Origin of the sequence: Marinicrinis sediminis (assembly GCF_042685085.1) — a bacterium.
GTDB classification, from domain to species: domain Bacteria; phylum Bacillota; class Bacilli; order Paenibacillales; family KCTC-33676; genus Marinicrinis; species Marinicrinis sediminis.
The window spans coordinates 33,137-53,445 of record NZ_JBHUMM010000011.1 but is presented as its reverse complement, the minus strand read 5'-3'; the positions used below and the strand labels follow the sequence as shown (position 1 = coordinate 53,445).

Below are 20,309 nucleotides of genomic sequence, written 5' to 3'. Positions count from 1 at the left end.
TCCTTCTCCAGCTATCCGTTTTCTATCCAGAGCGTATTGGTCAGCATTTACCCTGAATCATCAGGTCAATCTCCCTTATGGGAGATTCCTTATAAATGAGTTTACACAAAATTATTGACAGACCCTGTTTTTGCGTTGGCAATCCAACTTAGAACTAATTAGGGGAATGCAATCCAAGTCTATTTCCTTCTGTATCAATAAATAGTGCAAAATATCCACTTTCATCAGCATGAGGGGTCTTAGGCATAACAATTTTTCCACCTTGTTTCTCGACCTTATCTAGTATGACCTGAAGATCATCTCCGCCATCAAGATAGATGGTTACACCATTTGCGGAAGGTGTATACCCCTCACTTTGCATGATGACTCCAAAAGTCATTTGCCCTTCAGTTGGGAATAATCCCATTTGAATTTCTGGAAATTCCATTTTCTCGATTTTAATATCTAGAATGGATTGATAGAACTCGATGGCTCGTGAAATTTCTGTTGCAGGGATTTCAAAAATTGGAACAAAGCTTTTCATATTGATTATCCTCCTTTAAATTAGATGCAATCCTATTATAAATCGTCTATCCAACATATAATTGTAAAAATGCGACATCACGAAATCATTTGTATAAAAGGGAAGAAAGCGCCATATTTTTGTTCCCTAAAAACTCTTTCGGACTCATTCCTGTAAACTTCTTAAAGTCTTTAACAAAGTGTGATTGGTCATAGTATTTACTTTTATAAGCAATGTTTGTTAGACTATCTGTCTCCTCGTTAAGCAATATTTTTAAGGCAGCTTGTAGACGAATTACTTTAGCTAATTGCTTTGGGCTAATCCCAATTTGTTCTGAAAATTTTCTTTCTAGCTGTCTTCTACTGCATAAATTTTGTTTTAAGATGTTGTTGATTTTTGCATCACCTTGTGTCGATAAAAGCGTATCAATTGTATTATTTACAATTTTATTAACGGTTATTTTGTCACTTAACTTATCGAAAAGAAATTTTTCAATAAATGCTATTCTTTCTTTTGTGTCGTTTGCCTTAATCATTTTTTGCTCTAATTCATTTGCAATAGCTTCTCCAAATACAAGATGTAAAGGTATTTCTTTGTTCACAAAATTTTGTAGAGACTCTGAAATGAAGCTTGCAAAACCATAGGGGTAAAATCTTATTGCAAATGTATTCACATATCCTGTTGGTTGAATATAAAAAGGTTCAATTGTTTGTCCAATAATCATCGCTCGAGGTTGTAGAGTAAATTCCTCCTCCGATGTATATCGTTTAATATCGTCACCCAAAATGAACGCCATTTCGATACAGCCGTCGGGTATGATACGTTGTTTTTGAGCATCATCTTCGGCAGGTACTTCTAAAGTCCAATAACAATGAACGAATGATTCTAAATAGGGATGAGGTTTAAAAGTTTGATAATTCATTAATGGCTCCTTTCTGTGAGTAATAGCAAACGATCATGATTTCCTTCATTTGATGAATGGCTAGCGCCAATAGCACTGCCATCCGACTCCCTGCACAACAATTTGGGTGGAAAACCTCCATTTCACACACAGGATAATGTTCTATGATTCACGAATTACATATGTATATATCATAGCATATTTTTTCCTGTTTCCATTTGGCTTTATTTATGGAGAAAACAGACTTTAACCTCGATAGAGAGTGAATACAGAAAGGGTGAATAGCACATGAAAGTTGTCGTGTTAGGAGCAAGCGGGGCGACCGGACAGCACGTGGTGAGGGAATTGATAAACCGAAGCATTCCAACTCGAATCCTGATCCGAGAAACAGCGGTTTTAGATCCTAGCTTGGAGAAGCGTGAACACCTGGAGATCGTGAAGGGAAATATGAGCGAGCTGGACCCATCCGAACTGAAGAGCTTGCTGCAAGATTGCACGGTTGTCATCTCTTGTCTGGGTCACACCCCTACGTTCAAGGGGATGTTCGGAAAGCCTCGTAAGTTGGTTTCAGACGCCATTCAAAAAGTATGCGAAACGGCAATCCGATCCGAGCAGCACATAAAGCTGATCCTGATGAGTACGACGGGCTATACGAATCGCGCCATCGGAGAGTTGCCCTCTCTTGGTCAGAGAATGGTCTTGTCTGCATTGACGTATTTGCTGCCTCCGCACCGCGACAATGTCATGGCGGCGGACTATTTGGTTGAACATGTGGGAGAAGAAAATGAGTATGTCCAATGGGTTGTGGTTAGACCAGACACGTTAATCAATGAGGATCAAGTCAGTGCCTATGAGCTAACGAGTTCTCCCGTCAGAAATCCATTATTCAATCCTGGCAAGACAAGCAGAATTAACGTGGGACACTTCATGACAGAACTTGCTACCGATCCAGCGCTTTGGAAACGGTGGGACTGTAAAACGCCCGTTATTTATAATGAACTGGATGTAGATGGATAAATCGTTCTTGCTTGTTATGGATCAGACTTTTTGTTGTATTTGGTGCAGGGTATATCTGCATGATTTTTTAATCATTCTCTCTTCCATGATGGTGATTGAATTTTAAGAATATTCACTTTTCAGTTGAAGCAGGAGCGTATGACATATGTGGAAAGCAGACATCATGAATCTGCTGGAATAGCTGGAACGAATCTTGCATATTCGGAGGAAGAGCTTTGATAAAGGGAGTTTTATTTGATTTGGATGGTACATTATTAAATCGGGATGCTTCTGTTCGAAGGTTTATTGCCAACCAGTATGACAGATTTTACGATCGTGTTTGTCATATTCCTAGAGAAAGCTACATTTCAAAGTTTATAGAGTTGGACTGTCGCGGATACGTATGGAAGGATCGGGTATACAGGCAGATGGTAAACGAATTGAACATAACGGGGATGCAGTGGGAGGAATGGCTCGAAGATTATATACTTGCTTCAAATTCCATTGTGTCCCTTTTCCCAATCTGATAGACATGCTGAATGAATTAAAGAGACGTGGAGTGGTGCTCGGGATCATTTCAAACGGGAAAGGTCCATTTCAAATGGATAATATTACGGCCCTCGGGATCAAGGAGTATTTTGATACCATTTTAATATCTGAGCTGGAAGGTTTGAAGAAACCCGATCCTCTCATTTTCAAACGGGCCCTGGATAAACTGGACCTCTCCCCAAATGAAAGTATATTCGTCGGAGACCATCCCCATCATGATGTACAGGCCGCACAGCAGGCCGGGATGATCGGTGTATGGAAGAGAGATGATCAGTGGGAGAGTGCCAAAAGCAACTATGTGATCGAAAACTTGGAAGAATTGCCTTCCCTCGTTGATCAATTACAGACGCTTCCTTCATTTCAATAGCCAGATTGGACGTTCAGCTCTTGGATATCGCTTTTATTTCCTGTTAGAAGAATCATACATACATCCATATCCAGGTTCTTGATAGAATGGCAGATAGAGAACAGACGAGAATCCATTTTCGAAATAATACAAAATGAGTCTCTTATTAATCGATGTTAAATTCAATGAACGGGGCGTGTATCAATTGCTCAGAGTCATCCTTTTTTCTTTCTTACTGTTTATGTTAGCGGGATGCGGGAATGGAGCAGTTTCGATAGTATCTTCAAATCATTTATGTCCTGAAGATATGACTGAAACTGAGTTTGCGGTTGAACTGGAGGAGGAATTGGACAAGCTCAATCAATGGATAGAAACAAAAACATTCAGACTGAAGCTGCCTGATGATTGGACATACGAATACAAAGAAGAAGAGATGACAGTTGACTTTTATACCGGTTCAGGCGTTCATACAGGAGAGCTATATCAAGCGGATTTTCAAAAAGACGAACCTGCTCCGATGTATATTCCTAATCATGCAACGATGGAATCGTGTGCCGTCATTCAAGCGGAACATCCGCAAATCAGATACGGGTTTTTATTTCATGAATCACCTGCGGGCGCTGTAGAACAAGTCAATCTCTATAACCACCAATTTGTCATCTATGATTACAGTCAGCCTGATTATAATTTCGCTTACATACTGACATTAAGTGATTCGCAGGTATCCTCGAAGCAGGCAAGAGCGATCATCGAAACGTTTGAACGGAAGGATGAACCATAAAGGGCACAGCACCCGCTGATGACAAGTGCACCTGGATAGGGTTGATCGATTTTTCAAGTACCGCACGAAACGAACAAGTCAATCGTTTGAATTAATGATATTGCAACAATAAATATCAAACCCATTTTAGTACATTCTCATGTATATCATGAATGACATTGCCCATTTTTCTCCCCCGTCACTAGGCTGCTGCATAGAATGAAGGATCACAGGAAAACGAATGAAAGGAGCAAGATTATGGTTCCTCATTTATGCAGCCATCACCATGCGTATCCGCCGATGCATCCCGGACATAGCGGGGGGCAGGGTAGGATCAGTTGGCCTTATCATCCTCAGTCTGCCTATCCGGCTTGGAATCCCCAGCACGGACATACGCCTGGCACCATTCCCTTGCAAGACTATGGCACGAGACCCTATGTTGTAAATATCGATCAGGCCACCAGGCAAAACCATAACTACCGCACCGCGCTATGGACGGGCAAGCATTTTCAGGTGACCCTCATGTGTATTGGCCCGGGGGATGATATTGGGCTGGAAGTCCACCCGACCACGGATCAGTTCATCCGGCTTGAAGAAGGCCAGGGACTGGTTCAGATGGGGGACAGCAAGGAGAAACTGGATTTTCAGGTCATGGCCTATGACGACTTTGCGATTATGGTTCCTGCAGGGAAATGGCACAATGTCACGAATACAGGAAATCGTCCCTTGAAAGTATATGTGATTTATGCCCCGCCTGAGCATCCCTATGGCACCGTTCAACCGGTGAAGCCGCTTGCGCAAGAGGCGGTTAAATAGATGATCATTCCGCAACACCGGCATCCTTCCGCAGGGGAGGATGCTTTTTTTTGTGACGTTTTCGATGGGATTATGATAGATTAATAGAATATCGAACATTTTGTCTGAATATGTCTAATATTCTGTTTGATTATGTCGAATTGACGAAAGGATATGCCTATGAAGCGAACCAGCATCCGTTATCGACTGATGATCCTCATGATCTGCCTTACGACCTTACCCGTTGTCATGATCACCTGGATCGCCACTCACAATACGCGTGATTCAGTGGAGAAGGAAATGATCGAAGCGAACCGATCCCGCATGCTGTGGGCTGATCAATATGTACAGGAGCTGATGGAGCAGGTAGAGAGTCTCTTCTACACGCTGCAGATTAATAGCCAGTTCATGAACGATCTGCAATTAATGGACAGCCCGGAGCTGAGTGTACAATATCGCACACAGAAATACATACAGGGCATGCTGCATTCTGCCTTTCATGCCAATTCCCGCAAAATCTCGAACCTGACGCTCTACATTCATTCCAACCAAAAAGCGTACACGGTCAGTCATACGAGCAGAGGAGCCATCACCTCCGTAGATATCCAGCAAACGGACTGGAGCCGGATGCTGCACAGTCCGGTCAATCTCTACTTCAAACCTTCGCAAACCCATACATATGCCTATCACAGTATTAATCGGTTTATCGATCAGTCCTTAATTGGTGGTTTTTCCGTTCGCATTAACCGGGACGTGTGGGAGGAAGTAGGCACGATCCTGGACTCCGGGGAATCCAACGCCATTTACGTCGTGAACGACGAAGGCCAGCTATTGTCTGGTTCCAGCACAAAGAAGCTGCCAGCAGAAATCCGTCACTTCATCAGTGAACTGGACCACAAGCATTCGGAACTTACTTTCAAGCAGACGGAAGAGAACTTTTATTTTCTGAAAAAGGTTGGGGACGGTCAAATCACCATCGTCAAAGCCATTCCCATTGAAACGGTGAACAAAACGGTGCGGCCTACGATTAAAGCGGCCATGATCACGAGCGGTCTGTTCGCGGCGGTGTCTGTCGTGCTGTCCATTTTGTTCTCGCTGCGCATTACGACACCGATCGTGAAGCTGGTCAAGACGATGCGCAAGGCACAGGTGCAGAATTTCCAGAAGACCAAGGTGCAGAGCCGGGACGAGATTGGACAACTGGAGAATGGCTATAATCTGATGATGGAGCGAATCAGGCAACTGATCGAAAATGAATATGAGCGGGAGATTGAAGTGAAGAATGCACAGATTATGGCGATGCAAGCCCAGATCAACCCGCATTTTCTGAACAACACCTTAAACCTCATTGGCGGGATGGCTCTTGCCAAGGATTCGCATGAGATTTATCAGATTACGAAAGTCGTGGGCGATTTACTTCGGTATTCGATCAGCATGGATGATAACCTGGTTCTGCTTGAGAAAGAACTGACGCATATGCGCAACTATCTGTTTATTCATGAACAGCGTTTTGCGGGACGTTGCAGCATTCATATCGATGTCGATGAGGCAGCCCTTACCAGCAGACTTCCGAAGTTCACCCTGCAACCGATTGTGGAGAATGCCTTTGAGCATGGCCTTCAGCGCAAGGAAGGGCGCTGGCAGATCCGGGTGCAGGTGAAGCAAGTGTCTGACCGCATCGCGGTCATCATCCAGGATGATGGCATCGGCATGTCGAGAGCGCGCCTCCATGAACTGCGACAAGAATTGAAAAAGGGCGATCGCGCTCAGGAATACAGGAAGAAGAAGCAGCATGAAAGCGAAGAAAAGCGTGCATCCCGTCAAAAAGGAATCGGGCTTCATAACGTACACCATCGATTGAGACTGCAATTTGGAGAGCGATACGGGCTGCGTCTGTTCAGTCAGGAAGGAAAGGGCACAATCGTGATCATCGTATTGCCACACACCATAGATGGAGGGGAAGGACATGTATAGAGCGGTCATTATTGATGATGAGCCTTGGGCGAGACAAGTGGTGAAATCTCTCGCTCACTGGGATCAACTACAGATCACTGTGGTAGGAGAGGCGGAGGATGGCAGTGTCGGGTTCAGACTGATCGAGCAGCTCGTACCGGATATTGTCATCACCGATATGCGCATGCCGGGCCTGGACGGGGTCGAACTGTTGCAGACGATCTATGCACAGTATCCGTCGATCAAGATCATCGTCATGAGCGGATATGATGACTTCGTCTACTTAAAACAGGCTGTCCGCAGCAGGGCAGTAGAATATCTGCTCAAACCGATTGATCCCGCTGACTTGAACGAGGCGCTGGCGTCGTGCACGAAGGAACTGGCACGACGGGAAGCGCAGGCGGCTGCGGTTCCTTCTCTCTTCACGACGACCGGTCTGGACCAGGCAGCCATACGGGAACCCTACATGGAATGTCGGGAACGGATCTATGGGTACCTGCTGGAGCTGAACCACGGCGGAGTGACGGCTTCTCTATTGAAGCTGGAAGCACTGCTGGGGAGTACGCATCCGTTTGCCGAGGACGAAGGGGTTATTCACAAGATGGGTCAGGACTTCTTGTCCATGCTGCAAGAATTTATGACCGAACACAAGCTGGAAGCAGAGAAAGTCTGGGGAGTGGAACGGCTGGAGCAGGTTGCGCAGATGTATGAGTGGCGAACCGTTCAGACGGCAGTCGCGCGTATTGGACGACTTTATGAGCAGGCGATTGATGTGGTGACCGAGCAGCACAAAAATCGTCATCGTCTGAATCTCGCGGAGGTCCAAGCCTATATCGACCGTCATTATCTCGACGCCATTACGCTGGAGAGCATCGCCAATCATTTTTTCATCAGCAAAGAATATTTAAGCCGCGCGTTCAAGTCGTTCACGGCAGAACGGGTCTCCGACTACATTCAACGCAAGCGAATGGAGAAAGCCCGAGAACTGATTGTGGAGCAGAAGCTGGCGATCAAGCATGCCGCCCACATGACCGGCTATGAGGACATTGCGTACTTCTACAGGGTGTTCAAGAAACACTACGGCATGACCCCGGGAGACCTGCGCAAGGATGATGAAGACTGACCAGCGACATCCAAATAACAGGCGACATCCAAATGACAGGGGATATCTAATTTCGACAAAAAGCGCGTCAATATTGTCCAATACCGAAAGCTAAAATACTGAAATGATGGGACAACCGTTCTCCTCTATACTAAACCTATAACGAAGCCAAGGGGGTAAACGATATGAAGAAAGCGCTTTATTTGTTGATGATTGTGGTATTGATGGTGACAGCTGCGGCAGGTTGCGGTTCGAACAATCAGGCCAACAACGAAACAAACCAGTCATCGCAAAACAACAATCAAACGGCGAATGAAAATGAGAAGGATGCACCACCACAAAAAGTAGAACTGAAAGTATTTATGAGCTTCCCGCGTTTTCAGGAGCAGTTCGAATCGTATTTTGAGCAATTTAAAGCCAAGCAATTGGCCGAGAAAAATATCGACGTGTCCATCAAGCTGGAAATGCCAAATTCGGAGCAGGCTGAACAAATCCTGCAAACGAGACTGGCCTCCAATGATGCACCGGATATCTTCACCCTGCATGCTATTGCAGACATTCCAACCTTCTATAAAGCCGGCTATCTGGAGGACCTGAGTGGTCAGCCTTTCACAGACAACGTGTATGAGAGTGTGCTGGAAACAGTCACCTACGATGGTCAGGTTGTGGCATTACCACTGGAGAGTCTTTCCTGGGGATACTTGTACAACAAGAAAATCTTCAATGATCTAGGGATTACGCCACCGCAAACGCTGACAGAAATGAACGCAGCGATTGAGAAGCTGAATGAGGCGAATATCGATCCGTTCCTGCTGGCCTTCCAGGAATCCTGGATTCCGCAATTGATGATGGCGCTCTCGCTTGGCGGTGTGGTCAACTCCGAACAACCAGATTTCATTGAGAATATGAATAGCGGACAAGGCTCCTATGCCGATGTGAAAAACGTATTCAATATTATTGATCTGATTATGGCCAATGGTACAGACAAACCGTTCGAAGTCGGAAGTGCAGCGGGTGCGGCTGATTTCGCTAATGGAAAAGCAGCGATGTGGGTACAAGGTCCATGGATGGCTGAATCCATTCTGACGGCAAATCCGGACATGGAAATCGGGGTGGCTCCGTTGCCAGTAAGTGAAGATCCGGCTGGTGCGATGATCAATCTGGCGACTTCCACTTCCCTGGCTGTCTCTCCGACGAGCGAAAATAAAGAAGTTGCGATGGATCTGATCAATTACATCCTGGATGAGCAAGATTCTTCCAAACTGTTCGAACAGCTGAAATTCAATCCGGTTGCGACTATGCATAACTATGAGACATTCCCGTGGGTAACCGAAGCAAGCGATTATGTGTCTCAAGGCAAAGCGTATCTCGATCTTTCCTTGCCAGGCGGTATTACGGATGAAACCGCCAAACTGCTGCAGAGCTATTATGCAGAGGATGTATCCAAAGAAGACATCATCAAGACACTGGACAAGGCATGGGCCAATGCAGTGAAATCCAATCAATAAAAGGCCAAGCGCAAGAACGGGGAGTGATTGATCATGAGTTTGACGAAAAAACAAAGACAAACCGTTGCCCTGCTAGCCTTCGTACTTCCAGCCTTGTTGTTCTATACCGTCTTTATGCTGGTCCCCGCATTCGGGGGGATCTGGTACAGCTTAACGGATTGGAACGGACTGAATCCCACCTACCAAATGGTGGGATTCGCCAACTATATCGAAGCGTTGACAGATGACATCTACTTTATGGATTCTATATTTTTCACTTTGAAATTTGTGGCATACATGCTAGTGCTGCAAAATGTACTGGCGATCCTGCTCGCGGTTTTTATCGAATCAAGAATTCGCACCAAGACGTGGTTTCGGACGATCTTCTTCCTGCCCAACATGATCAGCATGATTATTGGCGGCTTTATGTGGATGTTCATCTTCACCAAAGTGCTGCCGCATTTGGCGACATACAGCGGGCTTGGATTTCTGGATCAGTCGTGGATCGGGGACCCGGATATCTCGTTCTTCTCCATCCTGATTCTCTCACTCTGGGGAGGCGTGGGTTACCTGATGGTCATCTACATCGCGGCGCTGCAAGGAGTGCCCAAGCAGATGAAGGAAGCAGCGGCGATTGACGGAGCGAATGCCTTTAAGGTGTTCCGGCATGTCACCCTGCCGATGATTTATCCGGCGATTACCATTGGTATCTTTCTGACGCTGAACACCTCCTTCAAAGTGTTTGAAGCGGTATATGCGACCACCGGGGGCGGCCCGGGAAGAGCGACACAGGTGATGGCGCTGAACATTTTTGAAGAGGCATTCAGTCTGAATCACCGTTACGGCTATGCGAGCGCCAAGGCCATGATCTTGTTCCTGATCGTCTTCGTCATTACGCTGGTGCAGCTCTGGATCATGAAACGAAGAGAGGTGGAAGCGTGAAAAATCCGATCATGTACCGGATAAGTCGACATGCAGGATCTCTCGCTGTCCTGATCTTCCTGCTCTGTGCTTCTGTGATTGCCTTGCTGCCTATCCTGATGGGACTGATCAATTCGTTCAAGACGAACGGGGAGATTCTGAACAATATTCTGGCCATTCCTACCTCCTTTCAATTCGATAATTATCGGGAGGCGTTTCATAAGACCCACTATCTGCAAAGCCTGTGGAATACGGTCATTGTCACAGCGGTTGGACTGGTCGGCATCATCGTGTGTGCCTCGATGGCAGGCTACAAGCTGTCTCGTACACCTGGCAAACTGAGCGCCTTTTTCTTCACCTTGTTTGTGTTCTCGATGCTCATCCCGTTCCACTCCATCATGATTACTTTGACCAAGGTCGCGAAGGACTTGTCTGTGCAAGGTTCGCCACACGGACTGGGGATGATCTACATCGGGCTCGGTGTTTCGATGGCTATCTTCCTCTATCACGGCTTTGTCAAGTCCATTCCACGTGAACTGGATGAAGCGGCGGTCATGGACGGCTGCGGGGAACTATCCTTGTTCTTCGTTGTAATCTTTCCTCTGCTGCTGCCGGTTACAGCTACGATTGCCATCCTGAACGCACTTTGGATGTGGAATGACTTTCTGCTTCCACTGCTGATGCTGACAGATTCGGATGATTATACCTTGCTTTTGTCAACGAACATGTTATTCGGACGTTATGGAAACAACGATTGGTCGGCCATTCTGGCAGCCTTGATATTGGCCATGCTTCCAGTCGTCGCATTCTATTTGCTCCTGCAGAAATGGATTTTGAACGGAATCGCCGATGGAGCAGTAAAGGGGTAATGACGATGCAAAATGAAGTAAACGGTTTTTTACGCGCAGATGGCCAGAAACTGGTCAACGGCGAGGGGCAGGAGGTGTTGCTTCGCGGTGTCGGCTTTGGAAGCTGGATGCTTCCGGAGGGATACATGTGGCGCTTCCCAGCGGGAGGCGACCGTCCCCGCCGCATTGAGCGCATGATTGTAGAGCTCGTGGGCGAAGCGAAAGCCGACGAATTCTGGGACCTCTATTATGACCGGTACGTGACCGAAGCGGATATTCAACAAATTGCCGCAGACGGGTACAACTCTGTACGGGTACCGATCCATTACAGATTCTTGCTGGAAGAAGGCAGTCCGGTGAGATGCAAGGAAAAGCGATTGAAGCTGATCGATGAGGTGATCGCATGGTGTCGCACCCATCGCCTGTATGTCGTGCTTGACCTGCACGGTGCACCTGGCGGACAGACCGGTGCCAACATCGATGACTCTGAGCATGATCAGCCAGAGCTCTTCATGAAAGAAGAGCATCAACAGGCCACCATTGAGCTGTGGCGTATTCTCGCTGACAGGTACAAGGATGAATGGATTGTAGCTGGCTATGATCTATTGAATGAACCGTTGCCGGAATGGTTCTCCCAGTACAATCCGCTCGTGATGCCGCTCTATCGAGATATCATCGCCGCCATTCGGGAAGTCGATGATCGTCACATGATTATTCTCGAGGGTGCGCACTGGGCGACAGACTGGTCCATCTTCGATGTCCCGCCTGACGATAATCTCATGCTGCAATTCCACAAATACTGGAACAATCCGGATACAGAAAGCATTCAGAAGTTTCTCGACAAGCAGCAAGAGTGGCAGGTACCGATCTACATGGGGGAAGGCGGAGAGAACAACATCAACTGGTATGCCGGAGCCTTTCAACTCTATGAAGATCACAATATCTCCTGGAACTTCTGGACGTGGAAGAAGATGGACACAGACAACTCACCTTTCTCCATTGACAAGCCGGAGGGCTGGCACTTGCTGGTCGCTTATCTCGAAGGTGGCGCGAAGCCTGATCCTGAAACCGCGGAGCGTATTCTCTGGACCTATCTGGACCATATGAAAATCGAGAACTGCAAGGCCTATCCAGAAGTGACACGCTCGTTGCTAAGACGGGCACCGGTACGCATTCCAGCGATCTTCTATGGCTACAAAGGCCCGGGGATCAGCTACAAAGTGAACCATCCGGTGAACCGCAGTCAGGCGAATGATCTGGATATGCAAGACAAGGAAATGAGGCGTTGTCTTGGTTTTCGAGAAAATGACGGCACAGATATTCGGTTCATCACCGGTCAGCGTACAACGGCCAACTTTCAACATGGTGGCGGTGAACCTTGGCAAGATGATGAAAAGATGTGTGTACAGCTCGAAGTGGACGACTGGCTGGCGTATGACTTCACGACCGGACCAGATTCGGAGGCATCTTCCTTTTTCTTCCTCATCCGGGCGTTTGGCGTAGGTTCACCGGACCCGGCTATCGGAAAGCTACAGGTAGACCTGGACGGGAAGCATCTGAATCCTATATCCATCATTACAGAGCAATGGGCCGTATATCGGGTGTCAGATGAAAGAAGTGCTGTTTCACTTTCACCTGGCTCGCATCGTCTCGTTGTGACTGCGAAAGGGTGTCCGATTCGCATCGAATGGCTGGAAATCAAGTGCTCGAAACCTTGAATGAAAGCAACGTGATCCTGGCCCTTCTGCACCGCCTATGGTGCACAAGGGAGCCGGGAAAACGGAGCGGGGTTTCTCACTATACAAAATGTAAGCGCAAACATATTGAAGGAGGAATTTGATGACGAATCTTTTCAAGTTTTCCGGGTTTTCCAAACTGCTAGCCAAGTGTGTGCCGTTAGGGTTGTGCTTGGCCATGGTTGTACAACTGACTGTCGTTTCACTGCCGCCGTCCAATGTGGCGGAAGCGGCAATGACCTCGGCAGATTTCCTGAAAACAGATGGTACGGTCATTCGCAATCAATCCGGTACAGGTGAGATTGTCACATTAAGAGGTACGAATTTTGGTGGATGGCTTGTACAGGAAGGCTGGATGTCTCCGAACGGTTACGGCGCGCTAGACCGCACCGGCTGGAGCATCTCAGCTTCTTCTACCGATGTGAACGAGAGCGTGGCCAATGCCATTGATGGAAATATCAATACGAGATGGAGCAATGGCGCCGCTCAAACGAATGGCCAGTGGTTCCAGGTAGATCTGGGGGCGCAGACGACCTTCGACCAGATTTCCATTGACGCAGGTCCCAATACGGGAGATTATCCGGCAGGCTACCTCGTGCAGGTATCTGCGGATGGCGTCAATTGGACAGATATCGCGAGCGGCACAGGAAGTGGACAAGAAACACTGCTGACCTTTGACGTGCAGGTAGCGCGATATATTCTGGTGTATCAAACCGGCAGCTCACCAAACTGGTGGTCGATTGCCGAGTTTAATGTCCATATGGGTGATGATTACAGTGTAAGGCAGGCGCTTTATGCGAGATTTGGTGAAGCAGCCGCTGATGCACTTATTGATGACTATCAGAATGCATGGATTCAAACCAGTGATATCGATCAGGTACAGGCGATGGGCATGAATGTCATTCGTGTGCCATTTGGCTGGCTGGAGCTTATCGATGAGAATGGCAACTGGAAAACAGGGGCCTGGGATCAACTGGACTGGGTAGTTCAACAAGCGGAACAGAGAGGACTGTATGTGATCCTGGATCTGCATGCTGCACCGGGCGGAGCAAGCCCATGGGCAAGCAGTGGACAGGCAGGTCCGAATCCGAATCGACTGTGGACCACACCGGCTTATCAGGATCTGGCTGTTGAAGTGTGGAAGGGAGTTGCGACCCACTTCAAAAACAATCCGACGATTGCCGCCTATGAGCTCATTAACGAGCCTGTGCTCGGTTTTCCTGAAACCCCGGCCCAACAGCAACAGAAAAATGCATTGCTCGATCGTTTGTATGATGAAGTCAGAGCGATCGACCCGGATCATATGATTATTCTCGGTTCCCTGGGGAATCTGGATGCAACCGCAGCACCGTGGGAGTATGGCTGGGAGAATGTCATGTATACCGCTCATCCGTATGCGATGAGTGAGCCGAAAAACTGGCATGCCCAGAATGATCTGATCGATACGAAAATACGCATGGTGGCGGACACGCAGCGAGAGTGGCAAGTACCGGTACTCATGGGTGAATATAGCTTGTACTTCTTCGAAGACTTGTGGGCGAAATGGATGTCCGCGATGAATGAAATGAACGTGTCCTGGACGAACTGGACGTATAAAGTACGGGGAACGATGCAAGATGGCGGTGGTGGAAACTGGGGCATTTACAATACCAACAACAATCCAATCCCGGACATTAACCGCGACAGTATGGCCACAATTTCATCCAAATGGCAAAAATATGCCACAAGCTTTTTCCAGGAAAACACGAATTTCAAAAACGTACTGACTCAATTTGCGACTGGTGATGTGCTGCCAGCGAAATTCCCGCTTCCAAAAGACGGCTGGGTGGCTACTGCTTCTGTCACGGAACAGGGAGGCTCTGCGGCCAACGCACTGGATGACAATGAAAATACGCGATGGAGCACAGGGGCCGATCAGGCAAATGGACAATGGTTCCAGGTAGATATGGGTGGAGTGAAGACCTTTAACCAGGTGTCCATTGAGACGCCTGCCTCTGCGGATACCGATTTTCCGGTAGGATTTGAGCTTCAGGTGTCCAATAATGGGTCCACCTGGACGACACTGCGAAGCGGGGATGGCTTCGGCAACAAGATGGTGCTCCCTGTTCCTCAGCAGAGCGCACGGTACATTCGTTTCGTTCAAACCGGCAGCAGTACAACCAAATGGTGGTCGATTGCTGAATTTAACGTATATTCGGATCAACCGACTCCGATCGTGGCTTCCGGTCTGCCTTATCTGAATCCATCGCTCAGTGTTGATGCACGGGTCAACGACCTCATGTCTCGCATGACACTGAAAGAGAAGATAGGTCAGATGCTTCAGGTAGAAAGAGTGAATACAAGCCCGACCGATGTCAAGTTGAACAGTATTGGCTCTGTACTGAGCGGAGGCGGATCTGCGCCTGTGCCAAACACCGCCAATGCCTGGGCAAACACAGTAGATCAATTTCAAAATGCGGCCTTGCAGACCAGACTGCAAATCCCGATCCTGTACGGGGTGGATGCTGTTCACGGACACAATAACGTCTATGGCGCTACGATCTTCCCTCATAATATCGGACTGGGTGCGACACGCGATACCAATCTGGTGAAACAGATTGCATCTGCTACAGCCAAAGAAGTAAGAACGACCGGAATTAACTGGGACTTCGCGCCATGTTTATGCGCCCCGCAGGATGATCGTTGGGGAAGAACCTATGAAGGGTTCTCTGAGAGTCCGCAGCTCGTCAGTGAAATGGGTGTGGCTTATACCGAAGGACTGCAAGGACTTCCTTCAGATCCTGACTTCATGAAGGGTGAGCACCTTGTTGCGACTGCCAAGCACTGGGTGGGTGACGGCAACACGAACAATGGAGACGATCAGGGAGAAACCCCGATGACGGATTCCGAGCTCCAACCGTTTATCCGTCCATATGAGAAGGCGATTGAAGCAGGCGTTCGATCTATCATGATTCATTTGGGAACCATTTTCGGACAGCCTACGCATGGCAATACGCATCTGATTACCGACGTGCTGAAGGGAGACTTGGGCTTTACCGGGATTGTGGTATCCGACTGGAATGGAGCCAATCGTGTGAACACGTCGGATTATACAACAGCCGTCAAAACAGCCGTCAATGCCGGTATCGATATGTTCATGGAGCCGGATTACTGGAAGAGCAAGGATTTCATTGGCACGCTTGAAAATTTGGTCAACTCAGGTCAAGTGAGTCAAGCTCGCATTGATGATGCGGTCAGCCGCATTCTGCGCGTTAAATTTGAAGCGGGGGTATTTGAAAACCCGTATACAGATCGCACCTTGCTGAGCGGCAACACATTTGGAGGCACGACGCACCGCGAGATTGCAAGAGAAGCGGTTCGAAAGTCGGCCACGTTGCTCAAAAATGAAGATCATCTGCTGCCACTATCCAAAGATGCAAAAGTTTTCGTTGCAGGTGTGAAAGCCGATGATATCGGATACCAAGCTGGTGGATGGACCATTGGCTGGCAAGGGGCAACCGGGTATGTGACCCCAGGTACAACCATTCTGGAGGGGATACAAAGCACAGTGACGAACCCGTCCAATGTGACATACTCCTTAACCGGTCAGGGAGCGACGGGTCATGATGTGGCGATCGTCGTGGTCGGGGAAAATCCGTATGCAGAGATGAATGGTGACGTTGGAACCGGACAGCCACTTGCTAATCTGGATCTAAGCAGCGGCTGGTCCATGGCGGATCAGAACATTCTGCAAGAAGTGAAAAACTCGGGTATTCCAACGGTAGTCGTCATGTTGTCCGGTCGTCCGATGAACATTGCCAGTCAATTGGCGGATTGGGATGCTTTCGTGGCAGCCTGGTTGCCTGGTACGCAAGGAGAAGGTTTGGCTGATGTGCTGTTCGGAGATTATGGCTTTACCGGAAAACTGCCGGTGACATGGCCATCAAGCTTTAACGGCAATGCGATCAAGTCCAACGCAGGCGATACAAATTATACACCGCTCTTCCCGTTTGGATACGGATTGAATACCGATCCTCTTCATACGAAAGAGCTTCCGGGTCACTTCGAAGCGGAAAACAACAACGCTTCTTCCGGCATGCTGGTTGAACCGACCTCCGATATCAATGGCGGCTTCAATCTGGGCTATATTGATGCCGGAGACTGGGCAGATTACCGAGTCAATGTTCCGTATGCTGGGACGTACAAGGTTCGCTTGCGTGTAGCGAGTGCAACGGGTGCGACAGGTGCGATTCAACTGAAAAATGGTACATCGACCCTTGCTACTTATGATGTGCCGAATACAGGAGGCTGGCAATCCTGGCAGACCATCTCCAAGGATGTGACCTTAAGTGCAGGCGTCACCACCCTGAGGGTACAGGCAGCTGCCAGCGGTTGGAACCTGAACAGGCTGGAGTTTATCCCTCAACCTGCTCCGAACAATGGCAATCTGTTGGCTAACGCCGGGTTTGAAACAGGAAACCTGACCAGCTGGACCACCTGGAACAATGGTATTTCTGCGGTAGCGGTCGATACGGATCAGCCGTATAATGGCACTCACAAGCTGACTTACTGGGCAGCATCGGATTACAAGCAACTGCTTAGCCAGAACGTGACGCTGGCAAATGGTACGTATCGCTTCAGTGCATGGGTGCGTTCCGGCGGCGGTCAACGCTCGATTCATCTGTATGCCAGCGGGTATGGAGGTTCTGAGAGAATTGCAGAGATCAAATCGGATGCCTCTGGCATATGGACGAAATATACGATTGATAATATCCAAGTTACAAATGGACAGATCGAAGTAGGCGTCTGGGCGGATGCGCTCGCAGGCAACTGGGCAGCCTTCGACAATTTCGAACTGATCCCGCAACCATAATCTACCTCACCACAAGCTGTCAGCAGGATCTTCATATGATCCTGTCTGGCAGCTTTTTTACGTTTGTAAATTAAATCACTAAAGGTAGGAATGATAATTTTATAGCATACTACAGGAACTAAATTGTGTATTTAATCCTATATAAGGATAATTAGCTAGTTAGATCTCTTATATTAGTTCTAAAATACTATTTTGGATAAAAAGGGAGGATCTTAGGTTTTTTTCTATAAGTTATAGATTGATGGGGGTGAAATAATAAACGCTGCCTAAATCCATGTTTGGTTATCCCGTTTATATTTTTCAGTATTGGAGGAGCGGATAAGATTAACTTACTATAGAAAACCATCATCATTATGTGTAATTAAAGTTTGACTTAAGTCAAGTATAGTTGGCCAAAGCATAAATAGGATTCAGTTGTAATCGTTTTGGGAAGCCAAAGTGACTTGCATTCATCATGGATACTCTTAACTGGTGGCTTGATTTTTGTAGTAATAAAAGGCGCTTACTTTGAATGAAATGAGCCATTTATATGCAATGTGAATTTGAGAAATCACTAATTATGAAGTATATGCGAGGAAATCATTAATCTAAGAGGGAGTGTTTTTAGTTGATAAAGAAAAAAATATCTAACTTTACTTTTGCAATGTTAATAATGACCATGTTAGCAATACCCATTAACATTAGTCCTTCATATGGATCTGATCCAATTGAAATTAGTGTGATTGATAGTAAAATGACACAAAATAATACCTTGGGAGTAAAAGAAAAAATTGAATCATTAAAAGGAAAATCAATGGATAAAAATATAATATTACATGAGATCACGAAAGTTGATGACATAAATAATATGGATGACGTGATTATAATCAATAAATATGATGCATTGAATCAGCGTAATATATTGTCTGAAAAGGCCAACTCCGGTAAAGCGGTATATGTGTATGGTGGAGTGTCTAGATCTGAAGCAAACGAGATTTTTGGAATTGAGATCTTTCCAACACCAGAAAAGGATAAGATAGTAAAAGCTTTAAGAACAAAAAAATTATCTGAGAGAGATTTGGAGCATGCAGTAAATGAAGAGTTAAGAAAAACAGTCCACAGAAAATTTGATGTGGTAGGTGTGTACACGGACTCTAATGGGAAAACAATTCCCTATTTGTCTGATCTGTTTGTTGAAGAAGGAAGTAAAACAACTGCTAAATTTGCTGCTTCAATAGTTAACCATATTAATAAAAAGATACAAAAAAAGAACTCGTTTATATCTAAAAATGTTGCGTCAGCAGATACAAGAGTAGATCATCAACTTGATATAGGTGGTTCTTATTTTATCGGAAGTAAAGAGATTGCTACCATGGAGATGGATTATTATTTAGTTCAAGATCAAGATGAAACTACATCCGATGATTACTTCGCTATAGAAGATCATATGGAAGTGGAAACTTTTCATGGTGCAGATCCGGTTATGATGAAAGCTAAACACTCATTGCCATACTCAGTAGATGATTTACAAGATTGGTCTCCTGGAGATACTTCTGACAAACAGAATTTTTCTGTTAATCTACCTTGGGGAATATCATGGAACTTTTCAACGAATGATGATGTGGATGTAGATGCATCAGGAAGTCAGAGTAGTGATACAGTTAGTTGGGAGTTTACAGAGGCTCGGTTTTGGAGTAGTTATCTCCACAATCCGGAAAGAGTAAAACCTGGAAGCGCATGGGTTTCGGCTGGTGAATCCCTCGCTGCTGTAGACATTGTAAATACATTGCATTTTGACTATCAAAGTCAAATTCGCACTTGGAATTATAGTTACGACTACCGATATTATTATTAATATCGTTTAAGCCTAAATTTCACATATTGAGTCATGCTGGGTACAGAAAAATAAGAGAGGAGTTACACATTCTCCTCTCTTAATCAATTATTAAAAAAGCAGATCGAGGAAGGTGATAAAAGTGTCAAATCGACAAATGATAGTTGTGGGTGTGATATGTATGGTTACAATCACAATATGTATGATAGTTATCGCGATGACGTTGAGCGAAATAAAAGATTCTCTTATTGAATTGAATCAACTAATCTCAAACAGATGATTAATTCAAAGGATTGCATTCCTGCCCGATAGGTGTATAATAATTATATATCAAAAAAAATTGATGTAAGGAGCGTGAGCGGATGACGAAGCTTCAAGCTGACCGTACAACCGTTATTCCACAACAAGAGATGTTCATCGCTTACGAGGCCAAGTTCAAAGCATTGGCTGACCAGCTTCGGCTGAAAATCATGTATGAACTCAACCAGAGAGGGCAGGTATGTGTCTGTGATTTAACCGAGATTACGGGCTTGCCACAATCCAAATTGTCCTATCATCTGAAAATATTATTAGATGTGAATATGATAGAGAGAGAAAAAATTGGCACGTGGCATTATTACCGTTTAAACAAGGACGAAGTCAGAGGTCTGATATCCGAGCAATTGTGCTGCATCTTTTATCCGCCAAAAGAATAATTTTTTTGTGTGTACCATCAATTTTTTTTGATATAAATATCAATTTTATTTGA

At 46.3% G+C, this 20,309-nt stretch carries 14 protein-coding genes and 1 pseudogene; 13 read left to right on the top strand and 2 right to left on the bottom strand.

Features of this window, described 5'->3' with window-relative positions; all coding sequences use genetic code 11:
* Positions 1–154: 154 nt before the first annotated feature.
* Positions 155–523, bottom strand: a complete 369-nt coding sequence (locus ACFSUC_RS07780) for a VOC family protein (RefSeq protein ID WP_379928977.1) — start codon at positions 521–523, stop codon at positions 155–157.
* Between the two features lie 85 nt (positions 524–608).
* Positions 609–1,424: an AraC family transcriptional regulator gene (locus ACFSUC_RS07775; RefSeq protein WP_379928976.1), complete on the bottom strand. Its 816-nt coding sequence runs from the start codon at positions 1,422–1,424 to the stop codon at positions 609–611.
* Positions 1,425–1,691: 267 nt separating this feature from the next.
* Here ACFSUC_RS07775 and ACFSUC_RS07770 point away from each other — a divergent pair, with 267 nt between their 5' ends.
* From ACFSUC_RS07770 to ACFSUC_RS07710, 13 genes and pseudogenes are all read left to right on the top strand, one after another.
* Positions 1,692–2,420: an NAD(P)-binding oxidoreductase gene (locus ACFSUC_RS07770; protein ID WP_379928975.1), complete on the top strand. Its 729-nt coding sequence runs from the start codon at positions 1,692–1,694 to the stop codon at positions 2,418–2,420.
* A 215-nt stretch (positions 2,421–2,635) separates the two neighbouring features.
* Positions 2,636–3,315 (top strand): annotated as a pseudogene (locus ACFSUC_RS07765) (HAD family hydrolase).
* Between the two features lie 286 nt (positions 3,316–3,601).
* Entirely contained in the window at positions 3,602–4,075 is a 474-nt protein-coding gene (locus tag ACFSUC_RS07760; protein WP_379928974.1) for a hypothetical protein, read from the top strand.
* Positions 4,076–4,312: 237 nt separating this feature from the next.
* Positions 4,313–4,870, top strand: coding sequence for a cupin domain-containing protein (locus ACFSUC_RS07755; RefSeq protein ID WP_379928973.1), 558 nt, complete (start codon positions 4,313–4,315; stop codon positions 4,868–4,870).
* A gap of 159 nt (positions 4,871–5,029) precedes the next feature.
* Complete coding sequence (locus tag ACFSUC_RS07750) at positions 5,030–6,823, top strand: sensor histidine kinase (protein WP_379928972.1); 1,794 nt, start codon at positions 5,030–5,032, stop codon at positions 6,821–6,823.
* Complete coding sequence (locus tag ACFSUC_RS07745) at positions 6,816–7,925, top strand: response regulator (protein ID WP_379928971.1); 1,110 nt, start codon at positions 6,816–6,818, stop codon at positions 7,923–7,925. Before ACFSUC_RS07750 ends, ACFSUC_RS07745 begins: the two co-directional genes overlap by 8 nt.
* A 164-nt stretch (positions 7,926–8,089) precedes the next feature.
* Positions 8,090–9,412 carry an ABC transporter substrate-binding protein gene (locus ACFSUC_RS07740; protein WP_379928970.1) on the top strand — a complete coding sequence of 441 codons (1,323 nt, stop codon included), beginning with the start codon at positions 8,090–8,092 and terminating at the stop codon, positions 9,410–9,412.
* Positions 9,413–9,445: 33 nt separating this feature from the next.
* A complete protein-coding gene (locus ACFSUC_RS07735; protein ID WP_379928969.1) occupies positions 9,446–10,333 on the top strand; it encodes a carbohydrate ABC transporter permease in 888 nt (295 codons plus the stop codon).
* A gap of 11 nt (positions 10,334–10,344) precedes the next feature.
* Entirely contained in the window at positions 10,345–11,181 is an 837-nt protein-coding gene (locus tag ACFSUC_RS07730) for a carbohydrate ABC transporter permease (protein ID WP_379928978.1), read from the top strand.
* Positions 11,182–11,186: 5 nt separating this feature from the next.
* Complete coding sequence (locus ACFSUC_RS07725; RefSeq protein WP_379928967.1) at positions 11,187–12,878, top strand: glycoside hydrolase family 5 protein; 1,692 nt, start codon at positions 11,187–11,189, stop codon at positions 12,876–12,878.
* A gap of 121 nt (positions 12,879–12,999) precedes the next feature.
* Positions 13,000–17,748, top strand: a complete 4,749-nt coding sequence (locus tag ACFSUC_RS07720; protein WP_379928966.1) for a glycoside hydrolase family 3 N-terminal domain-containing protein — start codon at positions 13,000–13,002, stop codon at positions 17,746–17,748.
* A gap of 607 nt (positions 17,749–18,355) precedes the next feature.
* Entirely contained in the window at positions 18,356–19,582 is a 1,227-nt protein-coding gene (locus tag ACFSUC_RS07715) for a hypothetical protein (protein WP_379928965.1), read from the top strand.
* A 341-nt stretch (positions 19,583–19,923) separates the two neighbouring features.
* Positions 19,924–20,256 carry an ArsR/SmtB family transcription factor gene (locus tag ACFSUC_RS07710; RefSeq protein WP_379928964.1) on the top strand — a complete coding sequence of 111 codons (333 nt, stop codon included), beginning with the start codon at positions 19,924–19,926 and terminating at the stop codon, positions 20,254–20,256.
* The last annotated feature ends 53 nt before the right edge of the window (positions 20,257–20,309 follow it).

Excerpts from the sequence above, each read along its gene's own strand:
- ACFSUC_RS07755 (WP_379928973.1), top strand. The coding sequence starts at position 4,313 with ATGGTTCCTCATTTATGCAGCCATCACCATGCGTATCCGCCGATGCAT.
- ACFSUC_RS07770 (WP_379928975.1), top strand. The coding sequence starts at position 1,692 with ATGAAAGTTGTCGTGTTAGGAGCAAGCGGGGCGACCGGACAGCACGTG.
- ACFSUC_RS07760 (WP_379928974.1), top strand. The coding sequence starts at position 3,602 with ATGACTGAAACTGAGTTTGCGGTTGAACTGGAGGAGGAATTGGACAAG.
- ACFSUC_RS07720 (WP_379928966.1), top strand. The coding sequence starts at position 13,000 with ATGACGAATCTTTTCAAGTTTTCCGGGTTTTCCAAACTGCTAGCCAAG.
- ACFSUC_RS07735 (WP_379928969.1), top strand. The coding sequence starts at position 9,446 with ATGAGTTTGACGAAAAAACAAAGACAAACCGTTGCCCTGCTAGCCTTC.
- ACFSUC_RS07750 (WP_379928972.1), top strand. The coding sequence starts at position 5,030 with ATGAAGCGAACCAGCATCCGTTATCGACTGATGATCCTCATGATCTGC.
- ACFSUC_RS07710 (WP_379928964.1), top strand. The coding sequence starts at position 19,924 with ATGACGAAGCTTCAAGCTGACCGTACAACCGTTATTCCACAACAAGAG.
- ACFSUC_RS07775 (WP_379928976.1), bottom strand. The coding sequence starts at position 1,424 with ATGAATTATCAAACTTTTAAACCTCATCCCTATTTAGAATCATTCGTT.
- ACFSUC_RS07725 (WP_379928967.1), top strand. The coding sequence starts at position 11,187 with ATGCAAAATGAAGTAAACGGTTTTTTACGCGCAGATGGCCAGAAACTG.
- ACFSUC_RS07745 (WP_379928971.1), top strand. The coding sequence starts at position 6,816 with ATGTATAGAGCGGTCATTATTGATGATGAGCCTTGGGCGAGACAAGTG.
- ACFSUC_RS07740 (WP_379928970.1), top strand. The coding sequence starts at position 8,090 with ATGAAGAAAGCGCTTTATTTGTTGATGATTGTGGTATTGATGGTGACA.
- ACFSUC_RS07780 (WP_379928977.1), bottom strand. The coding sequence starts at position 523 with ATGAAAAGCTTTGTTCCAATTTTTGAAATCCCTGCAACAGAAATTTCA.
- ACFSUC_RS07730 (WP_379928978.1), top strand. The coding sequence starts at position 10,345 with ATGTACCGGATAAGTCGACATGCAGGATCTCTCGCTGTCCTGATCTTC.